This window comes from Streptomyces sp. NPDC034099, assembly GCF_055575415.1.
In genome coordinates this window covers 35119-49430 of sequence record NZ_JBVISR010000027.1, presented here as the reverse complement: position 1 = coordinate 49430, position 14312 = coordinate 35119, and the positions used below count along the sequence as shown (strand labels likewise).

The following is a 14312-nucleotide window of genomic DNA, read 5'->3' as shown; positions in this document are numbered from 1 at the left end:
CGACAGGGCGTGGGCGTGGCCCTGGCTGCCGTACCCGATGACCGCGACCTTGCGGCCCTGGATGATGGACAGGTCGGCGTCGGCGTCGTAGAACAACTCAGCCATGAGACACACCTTTCGGAGAACTCCCCGCGTGGGGGACGGAAGAGCCCGGACAGGGGCCGGGCCATGGGATCGGCCAACGGAGCGGGGCCGGGAGCCGTGGCCAGCAGACCACCGGCCGACGGAAATGACACTATCTCAGATGCACAGGGCATCGAAGTGAACATGTGCCGTTCGCCAACAGTGTGCAATACCTGCGAGATTCCTGGTCCGTGTCACAGATGCCCGACTCCGGCGGTCTAAGCGGTGACACCAAGGGCGCGCCGCCCGTTCCGCGGGTTCCGCGATGCCCGGCGGCCGGTGTCCCCTTGAGCTACGAGACCGAAGTGAGCCCCCCATGTCCCAGGACCAGACCGACATGCTAGACAACGATTCGGCGACCGGCATCACGACGCTGGACGACCTGCGCAGGCACCTGCAGTGGGCCATAGAGGTCGAACACTCCACGTTGCCTCCTTATCTGACCGCCCTCTATTCCCTGGACGCGGAGCGGAACGCGGACGCCGTGCAGCTGACCGGCGGCGTCTTCGTCGAAGAGATGATCCACCTCGCGCTGGCAGCCAACCTGCTCAACGCGGTCGGTGGCCGTCCCGTCCTGGACGCGCCCCGCATGCTGCCGCCCCATCCACGGACCATGCCGCACGCCGACCCGTCCATAGAGTTGTCCCTCCTGCCGTTCGGCCAGGAGGCGCTCAGACTGTTCCTGCGTCTGGAACAGCCCGCCCACCCCGCAGACCCGGCCGAGGGCGACCACTACGAGACGATCGGCCAGTTCTACGCCGCGATCGAGAAGGGCCTGCGGTACCTGTGCGCCGAACTGGGGGAGGACCAGGTATTCGTCGGGGACCCGGCCCGTCAGGTCGCCGGCGGCCCCTTCGTTCACACGGCGGGGCACCTCGCTCCGGTCACCGACCTCAGCTCGGCGCTCGCCGCCCTCGACGAGATCGTCGAGCAGGGCGAGGGGGCCTCCCGCGTTGAGGTCTGGGACGGCGACAAGGACATGTTCCATCCCGGGAACCAGGCGGTCTCCCACTACTACCGTTTCCAGGAAATCGCCCTGGGCCGGCGTTACCGGACAGGTGACACGCCCGACTCCGGCCCCACCGGCGAGCCGGTGACCCTGGACGAGGCCGGCATTCGTCCCGTACGGCCCAACCCGCGGCTCGCGGACCACCCTGAGGGCAGCGCGATCCGAGCCGCGCAGGAGGCGTTCAACCAGACCTACTGCAAGATCCTTCAGATGCTGGAGCAGGCGTTCAACGGCAACCCGGCGATGCTGGGGATGTCCGTGGGCACCATGTACGCACTCAAGGCACAGGCGCAGGGGCTGATGGCCCTCCAGGACGAGGACGGCCAGGCAGCCGGCCCGACGTTCGAGTACGTGGCACCCGGGGACCGGTCCTAGCGCCGCGATCCGCTTCCGTACCGCCCGGATCGCCCCTACGGTTCCAGGTGCGCGACCCCTCCTGTTTCGAGGGTGACCCGCAGCGGGCCTCGGTGCCGAGGGGCGGTCTCGTGAGGATTCGACGACGCGGGCGGCTGGTGCGGCCGACGGAGACCGGCCGGTGGCGGCAGGGGAGCGTGGGCCCGGTGACTTCCCCTGCCTTTTCGTCAAGGCCGGCACAGCCAGACGCAATCCACCGGCCTCAGCGGTCCGACACCGGCAGCTCGACCGGATCGCCCTCGTCGTCCTCCGGCACCAGGAGCACTGACGTTCGACCCTTGTGGACGACGGCGTCGCTCACCCGGGGGTCCAAGAGCGCGCCGAGCACGTCGCGGTGGTGCGGCGTCAGGACCAGGAGGTCCGCATGCCATTCGGCCGCGGTCTCGGAGATCACCCCGGGGATCTGAGTGGTGAGCGCGTGGACCATGACTCCTTCGGTCTCCACCCCGCTCCGGCGCAGCAAGCCGACTGCTTCGTCGAGCACGGACTGGGCTTCGGTGTCGTCCTCCAGGGAGACGACGGCGGCAAGCGTGGCAGCAAACGCGGCGACGTGCAGCACCCGAACCCTCGCACCCGTGAGCCGGGCCAACGCGGCGGCCGAGCGAACGGAGGAGAGACGGGTGGGGCTGGAGTCGACGGCAACGAGTATGCGTTCGAACATGGGCTTCTTCCTCTTCGTGTACGACCGCGGGAGCGGCCGTGTGGGTGGTGCCACGGTGTTCCGCGGCGTCCCGCCCTCCTCAACGGGGGGCGAGTTCGTCCTCGACGACGCGGTCGCGGCCCGCCAGGTATCCGACCGCCATCTGCGGGAGGAGCAGCGCGCTCATCACCGCGATCGGCAGACCCCATCCGCCACTGTGCTCGTAGAGCGTTCCGATGAGGATCGGTCCCGGAATCGCCAGCAGGTATCCCACGCTCTGGGCGAATGCCGACAGTTGGGCCACGCCCGTGCTGGTCCTGGCCCGCAGGCTCACCATCGTCAGTGCGAGGGGGAACGTGCAGTTGGCGACACCCAGGATGAGTGCCCACGCCCAAGCGCCGCCGACGGGTGCGAAGTAGAGCCCGGCGTAACCGACGAGTCCGGCCACGCCCAGGATCAGGACGACCGGGCCCTGGTGCGGACGGCGCGCCGCCATCCGCGGAATGACGAACGCGAGGGGGACGCCCACGGCCATGGTGACTGCGAGCAGCAGCCCTGCGGTGCTGGCGGGCAGCGCGGCCCGGGTGACCCGGACCATGCCGACGACATTGGTGTCCAGGACGCGGTGCCACTCCTCGTCGGAATTGTCCTCGACGCCGCCCTGCGCCCCGATCCCCGCGTTGTTGACCACGACGTCGAGTCCGCCGAGCCGGGAGACCGCCGCGTCGACGGCGGCCACCACCGAGGTGTCGTCGCGGATGTCCGCGCGCAGGGCCGCCGCGAAGTCGGCGGGTTCCGGTTCGGACAGGTCCAGGACGGCCACGCGGGCGCCCTGGGTGGTGAGCAGCCGGGCGGTGGCCAGGCCGATCCCGGAGGCGCCGCCGGTGACCAGCGCGGTGAGACCGGCGAAGGGCACCGCGCCGGGTAGTGCGGAACCGGTCGTTGTCATATGTGCTCTCTCCCCATGGTCCTCGGTCCTGGTCCTGTGTCTGCCCGTAGTCCGGCGCCCGCTGTCACGGCACCGGGACGGCCGGTGGAGAACACGGGCGGCTGGGACACGTACCTGGACCAGACGTTCAGGATCACGCCGACGAGCGGCACGCACGACGTCTACCTCAATGCTCTCGGCACCGCGCCGGGCGTCGCGAACATCGACCACTTCTCGGTGGAGAAGGTGATCTCCCAGTAGGGCACTGACGGCTCCGCTCACCATCGCTCGACGGCCTCGGCCACCGCGCGCTCCCCGGCGCGGGCGCCGGGGCCCGCGGAGGATCGGCCGCGGGGGACGGGACTCGCGGCCGAGCCGCACGACGAAGCCCTAAGGGTTCGGCACCTCCTGAAGGACCCAGCCATTGCCGTCCGGGTCGGCGAAGTCCGCGTACGTGCGGTAGTTGCGGCGCTGGGGGTCGGGTCCGCTGATCCACTTCTCGCCCGTGCAGCGGTGGAAGATGTCGCTGGTGTCGTGATAGATCTCGCCCACCTCCACACCCCGGCCGACCAGCTCGTCGCGGGCCTCGTAGATGTCCGAGACGATGAGGTGAAGGCCCTTGGAAGACCCGGGGGCGGCCAGGGTGACGCCGGTGCCGAAGAGCACCGAGCAGGGCGAACCCGGGGGTGTCATGTGGACGACACGGTAGGTCTCGTCCGTGACGTGGTCGGCGTCCAGGCGGAACCCGACCGCCTCGTAGAAGGCCTTCGCCCGGTCGACGTCGGAGACGGGCAGGACCAGCACTTCCAGTTTGAGATCCACTTGTCGTCACTCTCTTACGTATCACCGTGCATCGGTGTCATCAGGTCAGGCGGCACAGCCCGCGCCTTCGAGTGAGTGGTCTCCATCGGCCACCATCACACGGTGTCGCAGGATACCGCTCCGATCTGCGACGCACGAATCCACAGGCGAAGCGTCCTGCGGCTCCGAGGTTCCGAATCGGCCGGCCGGGGCCGGCGATCCATGCAGTACAAGAAATGAGGCTTGCCGCCCCGTTGATCAATGTGACACGGTGTCACATGTTGTTCGTGAGCGACGTCGCGTATCACCGGCGCCGCGCTGCCGAGGAAAGGAAGAGTCACACATGCCATCTCTGGGCCTGAAGAAGAAACTCGTCTCCGCGAGCCTCGTCGCCCTGGGTGCGACGGGCGTCACGTTCGGGGGAGCCGCAGCCGCGCACGCCGACACCATGATCGGGCTCTACGACACGCAGGCTCAGTGCCTCGCGGTGAAGGTCGTCTACCAGAGCAGCGACCCGGGCGGCAGCTACTACTGCGACAACGACCACGAGGCCGGCGTCTGGTACCTCTGGAAGCGGTAGACGCTTCGGTTCACCCCGTTTCGCATGTCGGCCCACCGGCCCGGTCGGTGGGCCGACGGCGTTCCTTGCCTACGACTCCCGTGACCCTCGCCCTCTCGCCGCCGTGAGGGCGATTACTCCATGTACCTAACCCGACACGGTCCGCTGTTCCATTGCCGCGACGAGGAGGAGACGCGGAGGAGACCGGTCCGCGGACGTCGTGGACAGAGAGTCATCCGGTAGTCATTCGACTGTTGACTGAGCCGGACCCGTCTCAGTGGAAGAAGCCAGGGATGGGTAAAATCCGGAACCGTGGCCGATATCAGAGGTGTGCGGCAGACGCTGAGCCCGATACGAAGAGAAGCGGCGGCTGAACGGCCGCCCACGATGCGCCTGCGGGGCTCATCGTCCGGACCGGTACCGGTGCTCACGGCATGATCGGTCGGGACAAGGAACTGGAGGTCCTGCACGGCCTGCTTTCCAGCACGGTGGCAGGCAAGGGCGACGCTCTGCTGGTCCGCGGAGACCCCGGGGTCGGCAAATCCTCTCTGCTGCGCACGTTCGGTTCCCATGCCTCGGACCAGGGGGTCAGAGTCCTTCGCACCTCCGGCGTCGAGACCGAACAGTGGCTGCCGTTCGCCGCGCTGCACCTGCTGCTCCAACCGGTTCTCGGCGGAGCCGACGCCTTGCCGGCCCCCTACCGGAAGGCCCTCGGTGGCGCCTTCGGGGCCAGTGAGGGGGAACCCGAGATCTACCGGGTCGGGATGGCGGTGCTCGAGCTGCTCGCCGACGCCGCCGATCGCGAGCCCCTCCTGCTGCTCGTCGACGATCTCCAGTGGGCCGACTCGTCGAGCCGCGACGTGCTCGGATTCGTGGCCCGGCGTACCCGGGACCTCCCCATCCTCATGATCGGTGCGGCAAGAACCTCGTCACCGGGCAGATACAGCCTGGGGACCCACGCCGAACTCGTTCTGGAACCCCTGGCCCCGGCGGCGGCGGCCGAACTGCTCGACGCCGACGCCCCGGGCCTTGCGGACGCGGTACGGGCCCGCATCCTGGAGCGCGCCGCAGGCAACCCCCTCGCACTCGTCGAACTGCCCAGGGCGGCACAGGGCATCTCGCCCCCGCTCGACGATCTGCCCCTGACCCAGCGACTGGAGACCGCGTTCGCCTCCCGCACCGACTCGGTCACGCGTGAGTGCAGGACGTTCCTCCTGGTCCTGGCAGCGGAGCCCACCGCGCCACTGAACCAGCTCCTCGACGTGGCAAGCCGTCTCACGGGCTCGGAAGTCTCCGTGTACGCCCTGCAGGAGGCCGTCGACGCCGGGCTGGTGGTTCTGACCGGTCGGACACCCGAGTTCCGGCATCCCCTGATGCGCTCCGCGATCTACACCCGGGCCACCGTCGCCGACCGGTTGTCCACCCACCGGGCCCTGGCCGAGACCCTGGAGGGATCACCTGGGCGGCGGCTCGTCCACCTCGCCGCGGCCACGCTCGGGCCGGACGACGAACTGGCCGGCCAGCTGGAGCGCTTCGCGGAGGATGCCCTGAAACGGGGGCAACTGGCCGCGGCCGTGCCGGCCCTGCGCCAGGCCGGCGAGCTGGTGCACGACGCACGTCGCCAGACCGGCCTTCTGGTCCGTGCGGCCGAGTTGGCCAGCGACATCAACGACCGTGTCCAGGCCCAGATCCTGCTGGACAGAGCCGACCTGGCGGAGCTCGGTCCCACGGAGCGGGCCCGGCTCATGCTGGTCTCCGACAAGGCCGCCTTCGAGCCCGATGAGCCACAACGCCGCATTCAGGACATGATCGACGCCGCAGCGGGGGCGTTCGACGTCGGCAGTACGAACGTCGCGGAGAACCTGCTGTGGCGTGCGGCCGCCCGATGCTTCTTCCAGGACGGCGACGCACGCGTGCGTGCCCAGGCTGCTGCCGAACTCGACCGGTGGAAGCCCGACTCGGACGCCCCCCATGTCCTGACGGTACGGGCCTACACGGAGCCGTACCGCCATGGGACCGACCTGATCGCACGGCTCGAGAAGCTCAGACCGGACCGGGAGGACGGCCGGCTGCTGCACTACCTCGGCAGCGGTTCGATGGTCATCGGTGACGTCGGTCGTGCCACGCGCCATCTGGCCCAGGCGGCTGCCGTGTGGCGGTCGCAGGGCCGCCTCGGGCTGCTCGCGCGATCCCTGGCGGGATCATGGCCACGTCTGTACCTCGGGCAGTTGGCCCAGGCCCGGGAAGAGGCCGCAGAAGGGATCGCGCTCGCCGAGGAGACCGGGGAGTGGATCGTCTGGCTCGGCCTCAAGGCCACGTCGGCGCTCGCGGCGGTGCTGCGGGGAGAACGCGAAGCCGCAGCTCGGAGCGTTCGGGAGCTGAGAGCGCACAGCCTCTTCCCCGTCATGCCCTTCGCGAGCGTCATGGCGCAGCAGGTCGACGGTCTCCTCGCCCTCTTCGACAGCCGCGCCGTGGAGGCGTACGACGCTCTCGCGCGTGCCTTCGACAAGACGGACCCGCACTACCACTCGACCAGTCGCTGGCTGCTCGTCCCGGACCTGGTGGACGCGGCCGCGGCCGCGGGGCGGACCGAACAGGCGCGAGAGCTGCTGGCCGAGCTGGCGGAGCTGGCGGACCGACTGCCCTCCGAAATGATGATCGTTGCCCGCACCTACAGTGCGGCAGTCCTCGCTCCGGACGACACCGCCGGTGAACACTACGACTCCGCGCTGTCCGCACTGCCGGAGACGTGGCCCCTGTCGCGTGCCCGACTCCATCTGCAGCACGGCCGGCGACTGCGCCGGCAGCGTCGGAACGTGGATGCGCGCAAGCCGCTGCGGCTCGCACGTGACGAGTTCGACCGAGTCGGTGCACAACCCTGGGCCGACATGGCTCGTGAGCAGTTGCGCGCCGCGGGGGAGTCGGACGGACGCCGGCGCCCGAGCAAGGGGGAGAGCCTGACGGTCCAGGAACGGCAGATCGCCGAGTTGGCCTCGCAGGGGTTGAGCAACCGGGAAATCGGCCAGCGCCTGTTCATCTCGCACCGGACGGTCGGAGCCCACCTGTACCGGATCTATCCGCGCCTGGGCATCACCAGCCGCGGCAGGCTCTCCGCAGCGCTGGCCGCGCTCGGAGACGACCAGCCGGCCTCGGACTGAGCGGGTCTCCGCCGGATGCGCGGAGCGCGGAGAGCCGATGTCCCTTCGGACTCGCGCGGCCTGGACGGCATCACACGAAGGCGCCTCTTTCCACCCAGTGGCTCCGGAGGGGCCGCGGATGTCGTAGCTTGCGTGATCCCCCCGTCCACGGTGAACTCGACGGCCTCGGGAACAGTCGGGGCCGCCGCGAAATGCACCGTTTCGAGCGGCCGTATCGGGCAGGACAGGAGGGTGCCTCACGTGCCGCCGCACCAGCCGTGAGTGCCACCGTCTTGCCGCCCTGAGACGCACTGTTGTGGCACTTACCCGCAGTGCTCCGTCCGCGCCACAGCCCGGTGTGCCACGCTCTTCCTCTCCCGAGTGTCTCCGTGAGAGTCCTACCGTCAACCGACGGATGAACTTCTGGTTGTCCCGGACCACAGTGACTGTGATCCCGTATCGCCCAACTGGAAGGAATCGCCGTCATGAGTGGTGACCACCACAGTGTGCAGGCACAACACTCGGCCGCACACGCTCTCCTCCCTCTCTCCCTGTGCCTCAGCCAGATGACGGGTGTTCTCGGGTGGGAGGACGTGCCGGCGGAGTTCCGTTACGATCCCGACCATCCTCTCCTCGTCACTATCCGCTTCGCTCCCGAGGACGCCCCACCGGTCACCTGGCATGTCGGCCGCGACCTCCTTCACGAGGGCCTGCGCACCACGAGCGGCCTGGGGGACGTGCAGGTGTGGGCCGACACCCCCGCCGACCTGGAGACCGCGTGGCTCCAGATCAACGCACCCGGTGGCACAGCCGTCTTCCGCCTGCCCGTCCCCGAACTGGCGGAGTGGCTCGACCGCACATACCTGCACGTCCCGGCCGGTACGGAGTCGTCGCGGCTCGGCACCGACGCGTTCCTCTCGAAGCTGTTCGACGAACCCGAGGCCTCGTCTCGATGACCTTGGGACACGCCGCCGGCGATGTTCACCACCCGGCGCTCATCGCAGGCCGAAGGCGCGGATCAGGGTCTGGCTTACGCCGTTGCCCTCGGTGTCCTTCGCCGTCGTCCGCAAGCTCGCGTAGCGCGCCCTCCCCGGTGCGTCGAGCCGTGCCGTCCAACCGTCCGCCGACTTCCGCAGCGCCGTCCGGTGCCAGGTGGCGCCGTCGTCGTACGACACCTCCACGGTCGCCGTGCGGATCGCGCCCGCTCCCGCCGCGCCCTTGAGGTGCGAGGCCGTGACGGTCAGTTCCGTGTGCCGGTGGGCGCGGCCCGACAGATCGGCATCCACTGCGTAGTCGAGCTGCACCAGGGGCAGCGGTGTGAGACGGGTGGGGTCCGTGGTGGCCGAGGTGAAGTCCCAGACGGTGCGGGTGCGGGTCGAGTACGGGCGGTCCGGGAGGTTCCGGTTCCCTTCCAGCACGAGCCGGTACGGCTTCGGATCGGGCGACAGGTCCTCGACCATGACGATCCGTTCGTTGACGTCCTCGCCGAGCAGTTCGTCGCCCTGATGGAGCGAGATCCTGGACGTGTCGCTGTCGGCCCAGACGACGCCCGCGTGCCCGCCGGAGTCCCCCCACGCGGTCATGACGGAGGTGCTGATGTTGTCACCGGCCCGGAAGGGGGCCTGCCCACTGGTGCCGTTGTCGCTGAGCAGGCGCGGGTGCTGGATCGGGGCGAACCAGGTCTCCCGTGTGGTGCTGCCCGGCTGGTACGAGCGCGCCACGCCCCGCTGGCCCAGGTCGGACCTGGAGGCGAAGGAGACCCACTGGACGTCGTCGTCCGCGGTGACCCACGAGGTGAGTTGACCCTGGGCCCTGACCCGGGTGGGCACGATGCCCAGCGGACGGCCGAGGAGGGAGACGTCCTGTCGGTACTCGACCGCACGGCCCTGCGACGTGTCGCGGAAGGTGTCGTCGACGCGCGCCAGCTCCCCGGCGCCGGGGCGGTAGGACGGGTCCCGGGGAACCGCGCCGTCGTGGTGGCGGACCAGGTCGTAGGCGTAGCGGGGGGAGGGGTGGGACACGACCTGGAGGGTGGTCGTGCCGGTGCCGCGGAACCGGGTCAGCAGCCGCTTGCTGTCGTCGGTTGCCAGCGACGCCACCGGCAGCGGGGCGGCCTCCGGCAGGTCCGCCCAGGGGTCGAACTTCCCGTACCCGTCGTTGAGGATCAGGAGCTGATGCGCCCCGGCCTTCGCCGCCGCGGCGGCCTGGTCCGTCGGGGCCACGATGTCGCTGCGGCGGACGACCGCGACGCGATCGCGGACCTCGACCCCGCGGAACGCGGCCGCGGAGCCGTCACCGGCCCAGACGGCCCGGTAGGCACGCGTGCCCTCGGGCAGTTCGGGTGACAGACTCTGCACCGTGACGTCGTCGAAGGTCTGCGAGCCCGCGGAGAACGTCAGCGGAGGCTGGATCTGCCGCCAGCGGGTGGCGAAGGTGTACGAGCCCGTCCGCACCTTGGGCGTGGGCGTGACCCAGAGGCTGTCGTAGCGCCAGTACTCGGCGAGATAGCTGTCCATGAAGGGGAACAGGCCGGTGTTGCCGCGGTACTGGTCGATCCGCAGGAACTGGTTGGCCGTGGGCCGTGGTGTGACGGCGTCCGCCTTGCGCAGGTCGTCGGCGTCGAAGGCGATCGCGCGGTCCGCGCCGAGGTCGACCTCGGGTGCGGTGAACATGGCGAGGCCCAGCGTGTGCGTGCCGTCGACGCCGGGCACGGCGGAGTCCATCCACACCGAGTAGGTGCTCGGCGGCAACCGGAGGTCCAGGCGGCCCGAGGAGTCCACGGAGTAGACCTTCGGCGCGGTGTCGCGCTCGACGTCCTTGAGGACGACGGTTCCGGACAGCGGCTTGTCGTGGCGGTCTTTCGCCGTCAGCGCCAGGGTCGCCCGCCGGCCCTCCTTGTTCACCCCGACCGGGGTCCGGGCCAGCACGGCTCCGTCGGGGCCGGTGGCGACCAGGCGGGTTGCGTACGCGCCGTCGTCCTCGGCCGCGTCGAGGTGGGTGATCACGCCGACGGACGCGGTGCCGTGCGCGGGCACGGTCACCTGTGCGTCGGACAGGGTGAACAGGCCCTCGGGCAGTTCGGCGGGGCTCAGCGCGAGATCCAACGAGACCGGCGCGGGGCCGGAGTTGGTGTAGGTGACGTCCCGGCGGACGGTCTGGCCCGGGGTGTACGGGTAGTGCGCCTGCGCGAACGCGTCACCGGACGCCAGCAGCGTCGAGCGCACCGCGGCGGCGACGTCCACCCGCCCGCTGCCCGCGTCGAACGGGCTGAAGCGCTGGGTGCCGGCGGTGGTGCCGACCAGTGCCTCCTTGAGCCGCTGCCCCGTCCAGTCGGGGTGCTCGGCGGCCAACAGGGCCGCGGCGCCCGCCACGTGCGGTGTGGCCATCGAGGTGCCGTCCATGGACTGGTAGGCGCCCTCGCCCTCCGGCGCGTACCGCGAGCGCGCGGCGAGAACGCCCACACCCGGTGCGGTCAGGTCCGGCTTGATGGCGTTGTCGCCCACGCGGGGACCGCGGCTGGAGAAGTCCGCGAGCTGGTCGACGCCCTTGCCCGGACCGTTCACCGCACCCACCGTCAGCGCCGCGTCGGCGGCGGCGGGCGTGCCCACGGTGTACGCCTCCGGGCCGGAGTTGCCCGCGGCGACGACGAACAGCGCTCCAGTCTCCTCACTGAGCCGGTTCACCGCCTCGCTGAGCGGGTCGGTGCCATCGGTGGGGGAGTCGCCCAGACTCATGCTGACGATCTTCGCGTGCTGGTCGCGGACCGCCCACTCCATGCCGGCGAGGACCCAGGAGTCCTGACCGCTCCCGCTGTCGTCGAGGACCTTGCCGATGTGCAGCGACGCACCCGGGGCGACGCCCTTCTCGACTCCACCGGACGCGGCGCCCGTCCCGGCCACGGTGGACGCCACATGGGTGCCGTGACCGTTCCGGTCGGTGACGTCCTGGTCCGGCACGAAACTCTCGGTGGCCGCGACGCGCCCGGCGAAGTCCGGGTGGCCCGCGTCGATGCCGGTGTCCAGGACGGCGACGCCCACGCCCTCACCCGTGTTCTGACCCGACCAGACCTCCGACGCTCCGATCTGCGCCGTCGTGTCCGACAGTGTGGCCCGCACCTTGCCGTCCAGCCACACCTTGGCGATGCCGCCGGCCAGCCGGCCCCCGGACGCGGCCGACCGGGCCGCCGAGCCGCCGGCCGTGGTGTCCCCGGTACCGGTGAGCGAGCTCCAGAAGTCCGCCGCGCGGGAGTGCTCCGCGGACATGGCGGCCCCCTGGATGCTGCTCAGCGCCCGTGTCCGCCGGGCACCCTCGGGCGTCTTCGCGCTGCGCGCGCGGGCCGCCGTGTCGGTGTAGGTGACGAGGAGCGGCAGTTCGTCGGCGCGCGCGTCGTCGTACCCGTCCTCGATCAGCTCCGTGACGTTGAAGAGCCGCCCGTCCAGGGCGCCCGACCCGAGGTACGGGACGGCCGCGTCGGGATAGACGTACGTGTCGGAGCCGACCCGCATCACATGTGCGCCGCCGGTCCTGCCATGGGGATCGGTCACCGACAGTACGGTCTCGGCCTCACCCTCGCCGGTCACGGTGACCCTGTCGCCGGTGACCAGTGTGACGGTGCGGGTCGGTCCCGCCGGAGCGGTGGGCGGCGCGGGGGACGTCGTCGCCGGGGCCGCCGAGGCGGCCGGAGCCGTCGCGGTGAACACCAACAGGGCGGCGACGCCGACGGTCATCCCGCGTCCGCGGGACCAGGGGATGGGCAAAGGGACCTCACCGACTAGATGTGCAGGGATCCATCGAAGTCAGCCATCCCGCTGGCGAGGCTGTAAAGACACCCCTTTGGCCCTTCCGTGTCATGTCACCAAGTGGACACGATGCAAAAGGCGCATCGTTCCGCAATCGCGACCCACTACACCGTGTGTATTTCGTGTGTTCCGGCGTACGGTACGCAAGGCGCACCAGATGTTCGCGCTACAGGGTCAGGGTGGGAGAGCGATGGCGGAAACCGAGGCGCCGATGGCGCTGGTCGGACTCGACGCGGACACGGAGGCCGTCTACCGCGAACTGCTCACACGCGGCGGTGGGACCGCCGACAGCCTCGTCACGGCATTCGGGCTGAACCGGTCCCAGGCAGTGGCCCAGCTCGAACGCCTGCACCGCAACGGACTGCTCAGCCGCCGCTCCTCGGGCGAGTACCTGACCGTGGATCCGCGACGCGCGCTCTCCGCGCTGGTGGAGTCGCGCACCCGGCAACTGGCGGCCGTGCGCGACGCCGCCGCCTCGCTCGGCGAACTCTTCGACGAGGCACGGAGGTCGAGCACCCCTCAGCCCGACACCCGGACCATCAGCGGCGCGGAGGAGGTCGGTGACTGCTACTACCGGCTCAAACAGGCCGCCCGGCGCGAGATCTGCGAGCTGCAGCGACCGCCCTACCTGTTGGCGCCCAACGAGCCGCTGGACGAGGCCGTGATCCGCCGAGGGGCCCGGGTACGGGCCGTCTATGCCGCCGCCAGCTTCGACGACGACGGCGGCTGGCAGGACCTGGGCAGTCTGGTCTCCCGGGGCGAGGAGGCCCGAGTGGTGCCGGCGCTGCCCGTCAAGCTCGTCCTGGTCGATCGCTCGGCGGCCATGGTGTCGCTGGCCCTGGAAGGCGGCAGCACCGACTGCCTCTACACCGAGGCGCCGCCCCTGATCGAGGTGCTGTCCGACCTCTTCGACCGCTACTGGGCCGTTGCCGCCCGTCTGAGCGATGCGCACGCCCCCTCGGCACCGGGACCGGACAGCGCCGGGCCGGGCGGCGGCGCGCGGCGGCCGACCGAAGAGGAACGCCTGCTGCTGGCCCTCTTCGCCGCCGGCGTCAAGGACGACGCCATCGCCCGACAGTTCGGCGTCTCGACCCGGACCCTGCGCCGTCGGATCCAGAACCTGTACACGGAGCTTGGCACCACCAACCGGTTCGGTGCCGGTGTGGCGGCGGCCCGCCGCAACTGGCTGTGAGCGGCTGGACGCCAGTCCGGTTCCGGCCGCGGCGTCCGACACGCACGCCTGAGGTCCCGGGACACACCGTAGTGCCCGGCCACGGTCCGTCCAGCTGTGCCCCGCACCGCGGAACAGGGAGACCGTTGTCCTCACGATCGAGACCGACGCGTTCGGCGGCAGCCGCCGCGCACACACCGCCGACACCTCGTGGATCACCGCCCCGGTGTGGACATCACCGCCGCGGCCGCCGAGGACAGCCTCCTCGACCTCGACCCCGGCATCCCGCACCCGGACACCTGACCATCTCCGGCACGTCCATGGCGACCCCGCACGTCGCCGGCGCGGCGGCGATCCTGCACCAGCGGCACCCCGGGCGGACGGGGCGTCAGCTCAAGGCCGCGCTGGTCGCGTCCACGGCCGACGGCGGCCTCGGCTCCCACCTCCAGGGTTCCGGACGCGTCGACGTACCCGCGGCCCTGCAGCAGCGCGCCGTCGCGGTTCCGGGCCGCGGACACACGAGGCGGCACGGTGACACGGGCGACCGGCGTCGGGTGAACGGACCCTGGTCAGGCGCCGTCCTGACGGTAAGGGTTGGAATCCGGCACGGAACGGCCGCGGGGGGGGGGGAGTCGGGGAAGGGTTCCCCGGCGCGGGTGGGGGGGTTTGCCTTTTCTGGTGGGGGCCGGGGAAAGGGGGCTCCTTGCCCCCCCCGACAAAGGAGTTTTTCC

The 14312-nt window shown here is 70.6% G+C and carries 10 protein-coding genes and 3 pseudogenes; 7 read left to right on the top strand and 6 right to left on the bottom strand.

Features of this window, described 5'->3' with window-relative positions:
- Window positions 1-105 (bottom strand): annotated as a pseudogene (locus ACZ56V_RS38550) (ketol-acid reductoisomerase); the annotation flags it as partial.
- A gap of 334 nt (window positions 106-439) precedes the next feature.
- Here ACZ56V_RS38550 and ACZ56V_RS38545 point away from each other — a divergent pair.
- Complete coding sequence (locus ACZ56V_RS38545) at window positions 440-1507, top strand: ferritin-like domain-containing protein (RefSeq protein ID WP_468948417.1); 1068 nt, start codon at window positions 440-442, stop codon at window positions 1505-1507.
- A 241-nt stretch (window positions 1508-1748) separates the two neighbouring features.
- Here the strand turns inward: ACZ56V_RS38545 and ACZ56V_RS38540 are convergent, their stop codons facing one another.
- From ACZ56V_RS38540 to ACZ56V_RS38530, 3 genes and pseudogenes are all read right to left on the bottom strand, one after another.
- On the bottom strand, window positions 1749-2207 hold the full coding sequence (locus ACZ56V_RS38540) for a universal stress protein (RefSeq protein ID WP_468948415.1): 459 nt from the start codon (window positions 2205-2207) through the stop codon (window positions 1749-1751).
- A gap of 79 nt (window positions 2208-2286) precedes the next feature.
- A pseudogene (locus tag ACZ56V_RS38535) lies at window positions 2287-2766 on the bottom strand (MFS transporter); the annotation flags it as partial.
- Window positions 2767-2787: 21 nt separating this feature from the next.
- Window positions 2788-3135, bottom strand: a pseudogene (locus ACZ56V_RS38530) (SDR family NAD(P)-dependent oxidoreductase); the annotation flags it as partial.
- 84 nt (window positions 3136-3219) lie between these two features.
- Between ACZ56V_RS38530 and ACZ56V_RS38525 the strand changes: the two are divergent.
- The gene (locus tag ACZ56V_RS38525; protein ID WP_468948413.1) at window positions 3220-3375 is read left to right on the top strand and encodes a carbohydrate-binding protein; all 156 of its coding nucleotides are present in this window, start codon (window positions 3220-3222) and stop codon (window positions 3373-3375) included.
- A 129-nt stretch (window positions 3376-3504) separates the two neighbouring features.
- Here ACZ56V_RS38525 and ACZ56V_RS38520 read toward each other — a convergent pair whose 3' ends face one another.
- Window positions 3505-3936 carry a VOC family protein gene (locus ACZ56V_RS38520; RefSeq protein WP_006131824.1) on the bottom strand — a complete coding sequence of 144 codons (432 nt, stop codon included), beginning with the start codon at window positions 3934-3936 and terminating at the stop codon, window positions 3505-3507.
- 322 nt (window positions 3937-4258) lie between these two features.
- Here ACZ56V_RS38520 and ACZ56V_RS38515 point away from each other — a divergent pair, with 322 nt between their 5' ends.
- The 3 genes from ACZ56V_RS38515 (at window position 4259) to ACZ56V_RS38505 (ending at window position 8567) form a co-directional block, all read left to right on the top strand.
- Entirely contained in the window at window positions 4259-4495 is a 237-nt protein-coding gene (locus ACZ56V_RS38515) for a hypothetical protein (RefSeq protein ID WP_006131823.1), read from the top strand.
- A gap of 413 nt (window positions 4496-4908) precedes the next feature.
- Window positions 4909-7632, top strand: coding sequence for an ATP-binding protein (locus ACZ56V_RS38510; RefSeq protein ID WP_468948411.1), 2724 nt, complete (start codon window positions 4909-4911; stop codon window positions 7630-7632).
- A gap of 545 nt (window positions 7633-8177) precedes the next feature.
- Entirely contained in the window at window positions 8178-8567 is a 390-nt protein-coding gene (locus tag ACZ56V_RS38505) for an SsgA family sporulation/cell division regulator (RefSeq protein ID WP_384973245.1), read from the top strand.
- A 39-nt stretch (window positions 8568-8606) separates the two neighbouring features.
- On the opposite strand, the gene ACZ56V_RS38500 is transcribed toward ACZ56V_RS38505, so the two are convergent.
- Window positions 8607-12338: a S8 family serine peptidase gene (locus ACZ56V_RS38500; RefSeq protein WP_468948410.1), complete on the bottom strand. Its 3732-nt coding sequence runs from the start codon at window positions 12336-12338 to the stop codon at window positions 8607-8609.
- A 262-nt stretch (window positions 12339-12600) separates the two neighbouring features.
- Here ACZ56V_RS38500 and ACZ56V_RS38495 point away from each other — a divergent pair, with 262 nt between their 5' ends.
- Window positions 12601-13602: a helix-turn-helix domain-containing protein gene (locus ACZ56V_RS38495; protein WP_468948408.1), complete on the top strand. Its 1002-nt coding sequence runs from the start codon at window positions 12601-12603 to the stop codon at window positions 13600-13602.
- Between the two features lie 299 nt (window positions 13603-13901).
- Window positions 13902-14312: S8 family serine peptidase (locus tag ACZ56V_RS38490; RefSeq protein WP_468948423.1), on the top strand; the 411-nt coding region annotated here is incomplete at its 3' end.